At 44.9% G+C, this 13,647-nt stretch carries 13 protein-coding genes; 5 read left to right on the plus strand and 8 right to left on the minus strand.

Annotated elements, in window-relative coordinates; translation table 11 throughout:
• Window positions 1–13: 13 nt before the first annotated feature.
• The 5 genes from ureE to A1QC_RS10245 form a co-directional block, all read right to left on the minus strand.
• On the minus strand, window positions 14–499 hold the full coding sequence (gene ureE, locus A1QC_RS10225; RefSeq protein ID WP_017023958.1) for an urease accessory protein UreE: 486 nt from the start codon (window positions 497–499) through the stop codon (window positions 14–16).
• A 45-nt stretch (window positions 500–544) separates the two neighbouring features.
• A complete protein-coding gene (gene ureC / locus A1QC_RS10230; protein ID WP_017023959.1) occupies window positions 545–2,281 on the minus strand; it encodes an urease subunit alpha in 1,737 nt (578 codons plus the stop codon).
• A gap of 108 nt (window positions 2,282–2,389) precedes the next feature.
• A complete protein-coding gene (locus A1QC_RS10235; protein WP_017023960.1) occupies window positions 2,390–2,728 on the minus strand; it encodes an urease subunit beta in 339 nt (112 codons plus the stop codon).
• A 9-nt stretch (window positions 2,729–2,737) separates the two neighbouring features.
• Complete coding sequence (ureA, locus tag A1QC_RS10240; protein WP_017023961.1) at window positions 2,738–3,040, minus strand: urease subunit gamma; 303 nt, start codon at window positions 3,038–3,040, stop codon at window positions 2,738–2,740.
• Window positions 3,041–3,133: 93 nt separating this feature from the next.
• Window positions 3,134–4,075, minus strand: coding sequence for an urease accessory protein UreD (locus A1QC_RS10245; protein ID WP_017023962.1), 942 nt, complete (start codon window positions 4,073–4,075; stop codon window positions 3,134–3,136).
• Between the two features lie 236 nt (window positions 4,076–4,311).
• Here A1QC_RS10245 and A1QC_RS10250 point away from each other — a divergent pair, with 236 nt between their 5' ends.
• The 5 genes from A1QC_RS10250 to copI all read left to right on the plus strand — a co-directional run bounded on the left by A1QC_RS10250 (window position 4,312) and on the right by copI (window position 11,514).
• On the plus strand, window positions 4,312–4,716 hold the full coding sequence (locus tag A1QC_RS10250; RefSeq protein WP_017023963.1) for a hypothetical protein: 405 nt from the start codon (window positions 4,312–4,314) through the stop codon (window positions 4,714–4,716).
• Between the two features lie 158 nt (window positions 4,717–4,874).
• Window positions 4,875–6,197, plus strand: a complete 1,323-nt coding sequence (locus A1QC_RS10255) for a TolC family protein (RefSeq protein ID WP_017023964.1) — start codon at window positions 4,875–4,877, stop codon at window positions 6,195–6,197.
• Between the two features lie 8 nt (window positions 6,198–6,205).
• The gene (locus A1QC_RS10260; RefSeq protein WP_017023965.1) at window positions 6,206–7,711 is read left to right on the plus strand and encodes an efflux RND transporter periplasmic adaptor subunit; all 1,506 of its coding nucleotides are present in this window, start codon (window positions 6,206–6,208) and stop codon (window positions 7,709–7,711) included.
• On the plus strand, window positions 7,708–10,863 hold the full coding sequence (locus A1QC_RS10265) for an efflux RND transporter permease subunit (RefSeq protein WP_017023966.1): 3,156 nt from the start codon (window positions 7,708–7,710) through the stop codon (window positions 10,861–10,863). Before A1QC_RS10260 ends, A1QC_RS10265 begins: the two co-directional genes overlap by 4 nt.
• A gap of 54 nt (window positions 10,864–10,917) precedes the next feature.
• On the plus strand, window positions 10,918–11,514 hold the full coding sequence (gene copI, locus A1QC_RS10270; protein ID WP_017023967.1) for a copper-resistant cuproprotein CopI: 597 nt from the start codon (window positions 10,918–10,920) through the stop codon (window positions 11,512–11,514).
• 95 nt (window positions 11,515–11,609) lie between these two features.
• Here copI and A1QC_RS10275 read toward each other — a convergent pair whose 3' ends face one another.
• The 3 genes from A1QC_RS10275 to A1QC_RS10285 all read right to left on the minus strand — a co-directional run bounded on the left by A1QC_RS10275 (window position 11,610) and on the right by A1QC_RS10285 (window position 13,283).
• On the minus strand, window positions 11,610–12,437 hold the full coding sequence (locus A1QC_RS10275; protein ID WP_017023968.1) for an SDR family oxidoreductase: 828 nt from the start codon (window positions 12,435–12,437) through the stop codon (window positions 11,610–11,612).
• Window positions 12,438–12,469: 32 nt separating this feature from the next.
• The gene (locus A1QC_RS10280; RefSeq protein ID WP_017023969.1) at window positions 12,470–12,826 is read right to left on the minus strand and encodes a VOC family protein; all 357 of its coding nucleotides are present in this window, start codon (window positions 12,824–12,826) and stop codon (window positions 12,470–12,472) included.
• Window positions 12,827–13,073: 247 nt separating this feature from the next.
• Entirely contained in the window at window positions 13,074–13,283 is a 210-nt protein-coding gene (locus A1QC_RS10285) for a hypothetical protein (RefSeq protein WP_017023970.1), read from the minus strand.
• Between the last annotated feature and the right edge of the window lie 364 nt (window positions 13,284–13,647).

Genomic DNA, 13,647 nt, shown 5'->3' on the forward strand with positions numbered 1-13,647 from the left:
AGTATTCAAGATATTAATGCGCGTGGTCATGATCATGGTGGTGATGATGCCCGCCAGAACGACCACCATAAGCGCCATCTTCGGGTTCAAATGACGCCTTCTCAACCGTGACTTTGGCGCCAAGGCCAACCACCATGTCATCTAATACATGGTCATGTTGATAGCGCACCCAACCTTGAGCAATTTGCAAAGGTACATGGCGGTTTCCAAGGTGATAGGTCACACGGTTAAGCAGCAATGCATCCTCGCAATACACGCTTGAAACGGTTTCCGCCGCGGCTTTAATTTCAATCAATAAGCCGCACTCACTTTTCACCACTTGACCATCGCGTAAAATATTCCCACGCGGTAAAAACAAGCCTGCATCACGACCATCATCTAGTGTGACTTTTAAACGACTTTTAATGCGGCTATCAATCGGCAAACTTAACGTGCCATCGATGGTGAGAGATTCACTGGTTAGCGAAGCTTTTGAGACTATTTGAGTTAATTCGATCATAATTGAGTCCATATAAATTCGTTTTTCGTTTTCGAGGATCGTGTATCAGAAAAGAAAATACCTTTGCGCCATCGGCAGCACTTCTGCTGGCTCACAAGTCAAAAGCTCACCATCGGCTTTCACTTCATAGGTTTGAGAGTCCACTTCAATTTTTGGCTGCCAATCGTTAAGCTTCATATCCGCTTTTGAAATGTTGCGACAGTTTTTCGCCACGCCAATTAAACTGCCTAAACCTAGTTGACCTGCGATGTCTTTTTCTTTGGCAAGTTGCGAAACAAACAACATCGAGGTGTGTTTTGAAGCTTGCCCATAACTGCCAAACATTGAACGATAATGCACAGGTTGTGGCGTTGGGATAGAAGCATTTGGATCGCCCATCGGTGCCATGGCTATCATGCCACCTTTAATGATCGCGCTTGGTTTCACGCCAAAGAAAGCCGGTTTCCACAACACTAAATCAGCCAACTTGCCTACTTCAACCGAACCAACTTCATGGCTGATACCATGCGTGATCGCTGGATTTATCGTATATTTCGCAACATATCGACGCAGACGGAAGTTATCATTAGGCGCATCATGGCTCGAATTTTCAGACTCAAACGCTTGTTGATCTTCTTTTAACGCTCCTCGCTGCACTTTCATTTTATGCGCGGTTTGCCATGTTCTTAGCACCACTTCACCCACACGCCCCATCGCTTGTGAATCCGATGAAATCATCGAAAATGCGCCAAGGTCATGCAAAATATCTTCTGCAGCAATGGTTTCACGGCGAATACGTGATTCGGCAAAAGCGACATCTTCAGCAATTGAAGGCGATAAATGGTGGCATACCATCAGCATGTCTAAGTGTTCATCAACGGTATTAACCGTGTAAGGACGAGTTGGATTGGTTGAGGATGGTAAAATATTGGATTCACCACAGGCTTTAATAATATCAGGCGCATGACCGCCACCCGCCCCTTCTGTGTGATAAGTATGGATAACGCGATCACCAATCGCCGCTAAGGTAGATTCCACAAAGCCCGATTCATTTAAGGTATCGGTGTGGATCGCCACTTGAACATCCGTTAGATCGGCCACGGTTAAACAATTATCAATCGAGGCTGGCGTTGTCCCCCAATCTTCATGCAGCTTTAAGCCAATCACGCCGGCTTCTACTTGTTCTAATAAAGGTTCTGGCAAACTCGCATTGCCTTTACCAAGTAACCCAAAGTTCATCGGGAATTCATCCAAGGCTTCAAGCATACGGTGAATATTCCATGGCCCCGGTGTGCAAGTGGTGGCATTCGTGCCTGTTGCAGGGCCGGTTCCCCCACCAATCATCGTGGTGATACCAGAGGCTAATGCTTCTTCAATTTGTTGTGGGCAAATATAGTGAATGTGCGAATCAATGCCACCAGCGGTCACAATTGATCCTTCTGCGGCAATAATTTCTGTACCCGGACCAATAATGATATCCACGCCCGGCTGCACATCTGGATTGCCCGCTTTACCAATGCCACAAATACGGCCATCTTTTACCGCAATGTCGGCTTTCACGACACCCCAATGATCTAAGATCACTGCATTGGTGAAAACCAGATCAGGAGTAAATTCAGACACGCGCTGGCTTTGCCCTTGACCATCACGGATCACTTTACCGCCACCAAATTTCACTTCATCGCCATACACGGTGTAATCTTTTTCGACTTCGAGCCACAGTTCAGTATCGGCAAGGCGTAATCTGTCGCCAGTGGTCGGCCCAAACATCTCGGCATAGGCACGTTTTGAAATTTTTGCCATGTTTAATCCTTTTATCTCACTTTTGATTTTTGATCGCAGCTATGTTTTAGAGTTTTAGATTCCGGATAACTCGTTCCTCGTCTCCGGAATGACGTGGGGAGGTTTAATCTAATCAAGAGAACCCATTACTCGACCTTTAAAGCCATACACCTTGCGATCACCCGCATACGCCACCAATTCAACCGTTCTTGATTGACCCGGCTCAAAACGCGTCGCTGTACCGGCAGGAATATTGAGCCTAAAACCTAAAGCGGCCTCACGATCAAACTTAAGCGCATCATTCACTTCATTAAAATGGTAATGCGAGCCAACTTGCACTGGCCTGTCCCCTAAGTTCTCAACTTTAATTTGAATGGTTTCCCGCCCGACATTTAATTCAATATCCCCTTTGCCAGCAATCAACTGACCGGGAATAAACGCGTTCGGGTTTGCATTGTTGGTTTTCATAGCAAATCCTTATACGATGGGATCGTGAACGGTGACCAGTTTTGTTCCATCGGGGAACGTCGCTTCAACCTGCACATCCGGGATCATCGACGGCACCCCTTCCATTACTTGGTCAGCGGTTAAAATCGTGCGGCCAAAATTCATCAATTCTGCCACTGTTTTACCTTCACGCGCCCCTTCCAAAATCGCACTGCTGATCAATGCGACCGACTCGGGATAGTTCAGCTTTAAGCCTTTGTCTTTGCGTTGCTGAGCTAACATGCCAGCACAAAATATGAGGAGTTTGTCTTTCTCTCTTGGGGTTAATTCCATGTTTCACTCCGTAAGGGATTGGGATTTCTTATCCCTAGGTTTCGTTGTCATGTACGTTCTTTTACTAAGAATTAAAGCTTCACAAACGGCTCGCTAAGTTGCCCAAATTCTTGGTGGCTCTGGCACGTAATCAAACCACTGTAAGCGAATTTGTTGCCAAATAAGGGTGAAGGCTTCTAGCATGGGTTCTGTCCAATGACCTAACGCTCTAACCACAATCAATTGGTCTATTTGCGTCGCCGCAATCACCAGTTCATTGTTCGTTAAAATGCTTCCTAGCACTAACTCTTGATTGCCTGCTAGGTCTTGAAGCAAATCCTGTACCATATTGATATCATTATCATTGGTTGCGGTAATGAAAAAGCTCCCCATCATAGGGAATCCTTGTAATCCACTGTTTAGTATAGATTTGTTACCGCCCTCTAATTGCACATTTTCTGTGAGAATTCTCTTTTCATCGACAAATATTTGCGTCTTACCCCACACTTTTCCCGCACTAAAGCACTCATTTAGTGCGGGGCGACCAAAACAGTGCAACTCCCAGCCCATAAATAGTGCACCCGTTTCAAGGTGAATATCGGTATCGACGCGTACTTGTCCTGTGGGGAAAAAAATGTTCTCTTGAGGTAGCCATTCCAAGCAACTTCCCGCTTTGACATTCAGCACTTGTTTTTGGCGAGCAATTTTACCTTCCGAACGATAAAACTTCGTTGCTCCCGGTGTCGTGACCAAAGCATGAGCACCCGTTAGAGTGGTGGCTTGGATCAGCAGTTCATCACCACCGACCACGCCGCCCGGTGGGTGCAACAGATAGGTATGGCAAACATCCCCTTCAGGATATAAGGGGCGTTGAATGGCTAAAGGCCCGAGTTGAGTCTTGTGACTGACTACGGTTTTATCCCCTCGATCAGAGAAACCTAATACTAATTCAGCTTTCCAACCTTGGCTTTCCTTCTCAGTTCTAACGGGGATCATCTTGGATGATAGAGTCTCGCTAGATTGTGAAACTACTTCCATTGTTTCTGTTTCAGTCATTTTTTACTTCCATTTATTGAATGACAATGGAAAATTGTAAGCAAGACTCATGCCTTATTAACCTCAGAGGATGATTTAAGGTATTATCATTTTCTAAGTAAAATGATTGCAATACTTATCAACACCTGAAAGACTAAGCATCACTTTACGAGTAAGAAAAATTCGTTACTAATGTAAATTAGTGTGATTTTTTAATTCGTAATTGAACGCTAATTTATTACCAGTTGAGTATTCAAATGATCCGAACATGGTGCATCACAATTGCTGCTTTAATATCGCTATTGCTTTCAAGCTATAGCGCAGCAACGATGCCTGTCACTATGTTAATGAACTCAACGTTAATGAGCCCGCAATGCTCAACCAGTAACATGCAACACGCATCGCACTCAATGTCATCGCAACAAGTCAGTATGCACAGCATGTGCGACCCTTCCGATGTGCAAGCCGATAACACCTCGCACCACCACCAAAAAACCATGAGTACTAATTGCTGCGATTCAACTTGTGTTGCCAGCTACGTTTATTTACCAACCCCAACAGCCCATCTTATTGAGCAGCACAGTTTATTGCTGATCGAACACTATTCTCCTGTATTTACCTCTCGTCTTTCGAGTTCACTTTACCGCCCCCCTATAGCTTAACGTCCCATTACGCGGGTTTTCTCGCGGCATTATCTTAATCGCGGCCATGGTTTCCATGCGCTGATGTTTTACTGTAATTCTATCAATCAAAGTCTAGACACTTTCACTCCCTGAGTGAGCGTGATAAACCGAGATTGGTATTGTAGGAACGTTAAATTATGACCTTCAAACCATGGACGCTTTATGCGTTAGTGGCTGGATTTTGTACTCCTGTTTGGGCGCAAAGTCAGCTAACCGGTGTGATCGAGCAAGCTTTAGAACTCGACGCTGGTAGACAACAAATCTTGGCCCAATCACAAGCCATTCGAGAAAACGGCATCGCCAGTGCCACACAAGCCGATCCTAAGATTAAATTTGGGGTGGGTGGAATGCCAATTGACAGCTGGACTTTTGACAGCGATCCAATGACCAATATTTCGATTGGATTAATGCAAGAATTTGGACGTGGTTCTAGCTTAGATTTACAAGCCGAAATGGCCAACAAACAAGCCGATGGCAATGAATGGCAAATAAAAATTCGTGAGCTGACCATTGCCAATACCGTGACTCAGTTATGGTCAGAGCTTATCTATCAGCAACAAGCGGCCACCATCATTCGTGATAATCAAAAGTTGGTCAAAGAGTTGGTCACCTTTATCGACACCAACTACTCAATGGGTCGAAGTGAATCTCAAGATGCTCTTCAAGCAAGAGTCCAACTTGAAAAACTCAATGACCAACTGCAACAAAATCAACAAACTCAGCAGCGAATTTTCGCCCAATTGTCAGAATGGTTAGGTGCGAATTGGTTAACAAAACAAAATAGCAGCAACACACTGGCGACCCTTAATTGGGAAAGTCTCGATCAAATGCTCGCTAGCAAAGCCAATCAAAACACTCAATTTTATGACTTATTGATGGCGCACCCTAGCGTGCAAATGGCGGAAACCAGCATTGCTGCCAACCAAGTCCAAGTCAAAATCGCCAATGAATCTTATAAGCCTAAGTTTGGGGTCGAAGTCATGTATGGCTATCGACAAGCGAATGGCATGAATGGTCAACCGGCCTCTGATTTAGTCAGCGCTTACCTCACCATGGATTTGCCATTATTTACCGATAAACGCCAAGATCGACAATACGCTGCTGCTCAATATCAAGTGGGCGCGGCAAGGTCGCAACGTGATGTTTTATTGCAGCAATTGAACGCCAAAGCCAACGCGCTGATGGTGGACCGCATCAACCTAACCCAACGTTTAGAACGCTATCAAGATCGCTTATTACCTCAAGCAAAATCGCGTACACAAGCGGTGGAGCGAGGCTACCAAAGCAACACTGCACAATTTAATGATGTAGTGGCCTCAATACGTGATGAACTCAGCTTAAAGCTCGAATTGAAAAGGCTTCAAGCCGATCTCAACATCACCAATAGTAACTTAGCGTATCTCTTCAACGGGTTCGATTATCAAATCGATGCCCCTACGTTGCCAGCCGAACAAGAATAGGACATCACATGAAAACTTTTCCAGCGTTAGCCTTAACCTCATTAGTTAGCTTAGCCATTGGTGGCGCAGCCAGTTATTACTTCGTCAATACTCACATGTCGATGGCAATGCAAGCTAGCTCGACGAATCAATCATCAACCAAAGCTTCAGCCGATCAAAATGAACCTCTTTACTGGGTTGCCCCGATGGATGCCAATTATCGCCGAGACAAACCGGGTAAGTCGCCAATGGGAATGGATTTAGTGCCGGTCTATCAAGAAGGCACTGCCAACGATGATCCCGCAGGCACAGTGATGGTTTCACCTGCCGTTGAAAATAATCTGGGGGTAAAAGTCGCTCAAGTTACGCTCAGCCCATTATCCCCAAACATTCAAACCGTCGGTTATATCGCCTTTGATGAAAGTAAGTTGTGGCAAACCAACGTGCGAGTCAGTGGTTGGGTACAAAAGCTCAACATCAATGCCGTGGGTGAAAAAGTCACTAAAGGGGATGTGCTGTTTACTCTCTATTCTCCTGACTTGGTGAAAGCCCAAGAAGAACTGCTGAATGCTTATCGCACCCAACGCCAAGGTTTGATCAACGGCGCAACCGAACGCTTAGTCACTCTTGGGGTCGATAGAGCCCAAATACAGAAAATTGTTCGCAGCGGTAAATCAGTCAATTCGGTTGAAGTCAAAGCGGTCAACGATGGGATCATCGCCAGCTTAAATGTGCGTGAAGGCGGCTATTTGTCTCCAGCGCAAGCGGTGATCAGTGCCGGTCCTATAGAAGAAGTATGGGCTGATGCTGAAGTCTTTGAACGTCAAGGCCACTGGATAACAGCAGGCACCACCGCCGAAATGACATTAGATTCCATTCCCGGCCAATCTTGGCAAGGTGTGGTTGATTACGTTTATCCAATTTTAGACCCAAAAACCCGTACCTTACGTGTGCGCTTAAAGTTCGATAATCCAAACGGCAAACTCAAACCAAACATGTTCGCCAATATCAGCTTAAAGCCCGAAACGGAAGGTAATGTTCTCAATATTCCTCGTGAATCTGTGATCCGATCGGGCAGCATGACTCGTGTGGTTTTAGCGCAAGGAGAAGGTAAATTCCGCTCTGCTCGGATTGAAATTGGCCGCGAAGCAGATGACAGAATAGAAGTATTAAAAGGGCTCACCATTAAGGATCGCGTGGTGACATCAGCACAATTCATGTTGGATTCGGAATCAAGCCAAAATGCAGAATTAAGCCGTATCAATGGTACTGAACCAAAAGGAGAAACCGTTTGGGCAGAAGGTAACATCAATATGTTGATGGCCGATTTTGGTATGGTCATCATCGACTTCAATCCAATCGACAAGTGGCATTGGAAAGCCGGACAAATGAGCTTTGAAACTTCCGATGAGGTTGATTTATCTCCATTCAAAGCGGGGCAAACGATCCGGTTTCTGATCGAAAAAAATAAAGACGATTACCGCATCATTGATCTCCAAGCGCAAGATATTCAAAAACAAGGAGGTCAATCATGATCCCTGCGATTATTCGATGGTCGATTCAAAATCGGTTTATGGTCATCATCGCGGCGGTGTTATTAACGGCTGCCGGTTTATACAGCGTGAAAAACACACCAGTGGATGCATTGCCTGATCTGTCTGATGTGCAAGTGATCATTAAAACATCCTACCCCGGCCAAGCGCCACAAGTGGTTGAAGATCAAGTCACGTATCCACTCACCACAGCCATGCTTGCCGTACCAGGAGCGGTAACCGTACGAGGCTTCTCCTTTTTTGGTGATTCTTATGTTTATATTATTTTCGACGATAATACCGACATGTACTGGGCACGTTCGCGTGTTTTGGAATACTTAAGCCAAGTTGCGCCTAAACTACCACCTCAAGCCAAACCCACATTAGGGCCAGATGCTACAGGTGTGGGCTGGGTGTATAGCTATGTTTTGCAAGATAAAAGCGGCAAGCACGACTTATCTGAATTGCGTAGTTACCAAGATTGGTTCTTAAAATATGAACTGCAAACCGTTGATGGTGTGTCTGAAATCGCAACCGTAGGCGGCATGGTGAAGCAGTATCAAGTTCAAATTGATCCGGCAAAGCTGCGCGCCTATGACTTAACGTTACAGCAAGTGAATGCCGCAATTGCACAAGGTAACCAAGAAACTGGCGCATCTGTGATTGAAATTGCTGAAGCGGAACACATGGTTCGCACCACAGGTTACTTAAGCAGTATTGATGATATTCAAGCTCTGCCATTGAAAGTCACCGAGAAAGGAACGCCCTTATTACTTGGTGATATTGCCGAGATCAATATCGGACCACAAATGCGCCGTGGTATCTCGGAATTAAACGGTGAAGGTGAAGCGGTTGGTGGTGTGGTGGTGATGCGCTATGGCGAAAATGCCAGCAAAGTGATCGCCAATGTTAAAGCTAAGCTCAAGAGTTTAGAAAAAAGCCTGCCCGATGGCGTTGAAATTGTTCCGACTTATGATCGCTCTAACTTGATTGATCACGCCGTTAAAAACCTATGGCAAAAACTGGCAGAAGAATTCATCGTTGTGGCGGTGGTGTGCGCATTGTTCTTGTTCCACATTCGATCTTCTTTGGTAATTGCGATCAGCTTGCCCATTGGGATTTTGTCAGCGTTCATCATCATGCATTGGCAAGGCATTAACGCCAATATTATGTCTCTTGGTGGGATAGCGATTGCCATTGGTGCAATGGTGGATGGGGCAATTGTAATGATTGAGAATGTCCATAAGCACATAGAACGCACCCCTCTCACCGACAAAAATCGTTGGCAAGTGATTGGCGATGCTGCTGCTGAAGTGGGCGCCCCGCTCTTTTTCTCGCTATTGATTATCACGCTGAGTTTTGTGCCGGTGTTCGCTCTTGAGGGGCAAGAAGGCAAGATGTTCTCGCCACTCGCCTTCACCAAGACTTTTGCGATGGCGTCATCCGCGGCGTTAGCCATTACTTTAGTTCCAGTATTAATGGGCTATTTTATTCGAGGAAAAATACTTCCTGAGCATAAAAACCCTGTCAATAAAGGCTTAGTGGCTCTTTATCGTCCTTTGCTTAATTTAAGCCTCACTTATCCAAAAACCATTGTGATCATCGCGATAGCTCTGATGACGTCTATTTATTATCCCGTCAGCAAAATGGGCAGTGAGTTTATCCCACCTTTAGATGAAGGTGACTTGATGTATATGCCGACGACTTACCCTGGCATTTCCATCGGCAAAGCGCGTGAGTTATTGCAACAAACCAACAAGCTAATTAAAACCGTACCGGAAGTGAAAACCGTGTGGGGAAAAATTGGCCGCGCCGAAACGGCAACCGATCCTGCGCCGCTCACCATGATTGAAACCACCATTCAGTTGAAACCAAAATCTGAATGGCGTGATGGCGTGACCTCGGAATCGCTACGTAAAGAGTTCGATGCTTTGATCCAATTTCCGGGGTTAACCAATGCCTTCGTGATGCCGATTAAAACGCGTATCGACATGCTAGCAACTGGTATCAAAACCCCTATTGGTATCAAGATTGCGGGCCCTGATCTCAAGGTGATTGAAGAAATCGGATCTAAACTTGAGCCTGTTTTAAATCAAGTGCAAGGCACCACTTCCGTGTACGCCGAGCGCGTCGCCGGTGGTCGTTACGTCACCATTGATATCAAGCGCCGACAAGCCGCACGCTACGGTTTGAGTATTCAAGATATTCAACGAGTGGTGTCTACCGCTGTGGGTGGCATGAATGTTGGCGAAACCATTGAAGGACTAGAGCGTTACCCGATCAATGTTCGCTACCCTCAATCATACCGAGATTCAGTAGTGAAATTGCAAAACCTGCCCCTAGTCACGCCCAATGGTGCGCGTATTGCACTGGGCGATGTGGCGGATATTCGCTATGAAGATGGCCCACCGATGATCAAAACCGAAAACGCACGACCAAATGGTTGGGTGTTTGTCGATATTGATAACCGGGATTTAGGATCTTACGTCAAAGAGGCGCAGGCCAAAGTGTTAGAACAAGTGCCACTTCCTGCCGGTTATTCCCTCGCATGGTCTGGGCAATATGAATACATGGAACGCGCTAAAGAAAGGCTCAGTGTTGTGGTGCCAATCACTTTGATCATCATCATGCTGCTGCTATACCTCAGCTTTAGACGCATTGGTGAAGTATTGATCATCATGGCCACGCTTCCTTTAGCCATGGTGGGTGGCTTATGGCTAATGTGGCAGCTCAACTACAACTTTTCAATTGCGGTGGGCGTAGGCTTTATTGCACTGGCAGGTGTCGCGGTGGAAATTGGCGTGATCATGTTGGTTTACCTCAACCAAGCTTGGCATCAAACCATTTTGGATGCTCAGCGAGACAACAAGCCCCTTACCAATCAATCACTGATCACCGCCATTAAACAAGGCGCTGGCTTACGTGTTCGCCCAGTAATGATGACCGTGCTTACCGTCATTATTGGTTTGATCCCAATCATGTATGGTTCAGGCACAGGCTCGGAAGTGATGCAACGTATCGCCGCCCCCATGATTGGCGGCATGGCTTCGGCATTATTGCTGACCTTGGTGGTATTACCGGCCATTTTTAAACTATGGAAACAAAGCTCGCACAAGTTAACAAACACTCACATTAACCCTACGACAGAAAAATAAAACAAATTGGTAGGCAGAACTCACTGCCTACCCAACCTAGAAAAGGAAAACACAATGAAAAACACTTTTATCAAAACCACACTCGCATTAAGTTTCGCTATGGCCTCTTCATTCGCGATTGCCGACATGAGCGATCACAAAATGGAATCAGGCAGTATGGAAGGTCACTCCATGAAGATGGATGGCATGGAAATGGGCGACATGGAAATGGGCGACATGGAAATGGGCGACATGGATATGAGCAAAATGGACATGAGCGGCATGAAAGGTATGACCGATGTTGGTATGCCGGCAAAAGGAGTGAAACCTGACAAAGTGGTTCAAGTTATTCTCGCCGATGATATGACCATGACCTTTGCGGGTAATACAGATATTCAACCTAACGATGTGGTTCAATTTGTCGTGATGAACAAAGGAAAAATTGATCACGAATTCACCATTGGAAGTGAACAAGAACAAGAAAAACACCGTGAGATGATGAAAAACATGGCAGGCATGACTCATGCCCACGACTCAGGCAGCAGCGTCACCGTTACCCCGGGTAAAGCTAAACAAATGCTATGGCACTTTCACGGCAATCCAAATGTCGAGTTTGCTTGTAACATCCCCGGTCACGCAGAAGCCGGAATGGTGAAAAAAATGACGTTGTAAGGTTTACGCAGCATTTATAAATACCCCATAAAAGCACCGCCGTTTTCATTGAAAATACTCAATAAAATGGCGGTATTTCCGCTCAATTGATTTATCTAATTCCCTCTACCAAGAACACGATCCAACATACTAGAAGACAACACTCGGCGCAGATAGCCAAAAATATAGGTGGCTTTGGTAACATAATATCGTGGTTTAGGTTTGCGGCTGTCGATGATTTTTTGCAAGGGTCGTAAAACGGCTTCTGGCCCAAGAGTAAAAGGGCTGGATGGTTTTTCATCCCCCAATCTTGCTAAGGTTTGTTGGTAACTATTTCGATGACGAGAGCCTTCCACATCAATATTAGCCTGCACAGCCCGCAACGAATTTTGCCTAAATTGACTCACGATAGGGCCGGGTTCAATCAAACTCACCGCAATGCCCGTACCCATTAACTCCAAACGCAGTGCATCGGTGTAACCTTCCAAAGCAAACTTGCTGGCCACATACGCGCCGCGATATTTCATTGCCACTAGCCCTAGCACGGAGCTGTCTTGCACTATTTTGCCAGAGCCTTGCTTTAACATGATAGGAATAACCGAGCGTGTTAATTCATGCAAGCCGAATAGGTTGGTTTCAAACTGAGCGCGTAATGCATCGGTTGGTAAATCTTCAATCGCCCCACCTTGCCCGTAACCGGCATTATTAAACAAAACATCTAACCGGCCGCCCGTTATCTGTAATGTCTGTTGTAATGCAGCTTGAATCGATTCAGGATCCGTCACATCAAGCTGTACGCAGTGAAGCCCTTGCTCGGTGAGAGTGACCACATCTTCAACTTTACGACAGCTTGCGATCACTTGATAACCCGCTTCATGCAATTGCTCGGCGCAATAACGCCCAATACCTGTGCTGCATCCAGTGATCAATATCGATGTTTTCATTGTTTGATGATTTCCTATATAAACCTAAAAACTTAACGCCCTTCCGACCAAACAGCAAACTCATTACCGCTTGGCTCTTCAAAATGAAAACGGCAACCACCGGGAAACTCAAAAATAGATTTGGTTATCACACCACCATGAGCGGAGACTTTAGATTGTGTGGCTTCAATATCGGCGCTATAAAACACCAACAATGCCGCGCCATTACTGGTTTGGCTACAGGTTGGCGCTTTATAAAAACCACCATCTAAACCTTGGTTTGAAAACGCGGTATATTCAGGCCCATAATCAACAAATACCCAACCAAAAACCGATTGAAAAAACGCTTTGGTTGCCTCTAAATCTTTCGCGGCAAATTCGACATAATTAAGTTTTTCATGCTGATTCATACATTATCCTTTCCGAATATGACTTTGTTGAAGTGTTAACTCGAATGAACTACAAAGCAAGTCTCCCCATCATTGGAAAATGGTTTTAAATTTTAAAGAGATCAAGACAGAAGGTTGGGTTCAGCGTTGAACACACGAAATCAACACAATAATAAATTGAAGGGAGAGAGGTTACAGGAAAGATTAAAGTCTTCGCATCAAGATAACTCAATACGTCTCTTAAACTGAGGGAGTAAATCTGGGATAGTTAAGCTGAGATTGAAAAGCTACCAATGGTGTTTTGATGGCTATCGGTAATGCTGCCCTTGTTGGTCATTTCACAATATGAAAGCCCAAGATCAAAGTCAGTCACACTGCCACTCATACGAATGTGGCGTAAAAGCACATCACTGTTTAATTGATGGATAGAGGCATTCCAAGATGTTTCATTTTTTATAATAGTAAAGTTTACGATCATTTAATAACCTCTAGGGTGAATCGAGTATTTATATTTTTACCTTTGTAAAACCAAAAGCGTTTACGACCAATTGAACGAGACATAAGTGTCCTTATTTTATTTTCAATAATGGATCCATAATCATATAAATACAATTATGATCTAAATATATTGAAGTTTATTTATATTTATAAAGATATAGCGAATTAAATACGAAACGTTACGACACAGAAGAGAGATGTTAGAAATGTTTTTATATTTTCGATTATACGGTATAAATGATGGGGTTTATTTTATGAGTTGACGCAAACGATGATCACACCATTTGCGTCACTTACAAAGTTAGATAGCCGCTACGTTAGCAGCTTGAAGACCTTTTTGGCCT

Origin of the sequence: Vibrio rumoiensis 1S-45 (assembly GCF_000286955.2) — a bacterium.
Taxonomy (GTDB): Bacteria; Pseudomonadota; Gammaproteobacteria; order Enterobacterales; family Vibrionaceae; genus Vibrio; species Vibrio rumoiensis_A.

Coding starts and splice junctions, on each gene's coding strand:
- ureE (WP_017023958.1), bottom strand. CDS start 499: ATGATCGAATTAACTCAAATAGTCTCAAAAGCTTCGCTAACCAGTGAA.
- ureC (WP_017023959.1), bottom strand. CDS start 2,281: ATGGCAAAAATTTCAAAACGTGCCTATGCCGAGATGTTTGGGCCGACC.
- A1QC_RS10235 (WP_017023960.1), bottom strand. CDS start 2,728: ATGAAAACCAACAATGCAAACCCGAACGCGTTTATTCCCGGTCAGTTG.
- ureA (WP_017023961.1), bottom strand. CDS start 3,040: ATGGAATTAACCCCAAGAGAGAAAGACAAACTCCTCATATTTTGTGCT.
- A1QC_RS10245 (WP_017023962.1), bottom strand. CDS start 4,075: ATGACTGAAACAGAAACAATGGAAGTAGTTTCACAATCTAGCGAGACT.
- A1QC_RS10250 (WP_017023963.1), top strand. CDS start 4,312: ATGATCCGAACATGGTGCATCACAATTGCTGCTTTAATATCGCTATTG.
- A1QC_RS10255 (WP_017023964.1), top strand. CDS start 4,875: ATGACCTTCAAACCATGGACGCTTTATGCGTTAGTGGCTGGATTTTGT.
- A1QC_RS10260 (WP_017023965.1), top strand. CDS start 6,206: ATGAAAACTTTTCCAGCGTTAGCCTTAACCTCATTAGTTAGCTTAGCC.
- A1QC_RS10265 (WP_017023966.1), top strand. CDS start 7,708: ATGATCCCTGCGATTATTCGATGGTCGATTCAAAATCGGTTTATGGTC.
- copI (WP_017023967.1), top strand. CDS start 10,918: ATGAAAAACACTTTTATCAAAACCACACTCGCATTAAGTTTCGCTATG.
- A1QC_RS10275 (WP_017023968.1), bottom strand. CDS start 12,437: ATGAAAACATCGATATTGATCACTGGATGCAGCACAGGTATTGGGCGT.
- A1QC_RS10280 (WP_017023969.1), bottom strand. CDS start 12,826: ATGAATCAGCATGAAAAACTTAATTATGTCGAATTTGCCGCGAAAGAT.
- A1QC_RS10285 (WP_017023970.1), bottom strand. CDS start 13,283: ATGATCGTAAACTTTACTATTATAAAAAATGAAACATCTTGGAATGCC.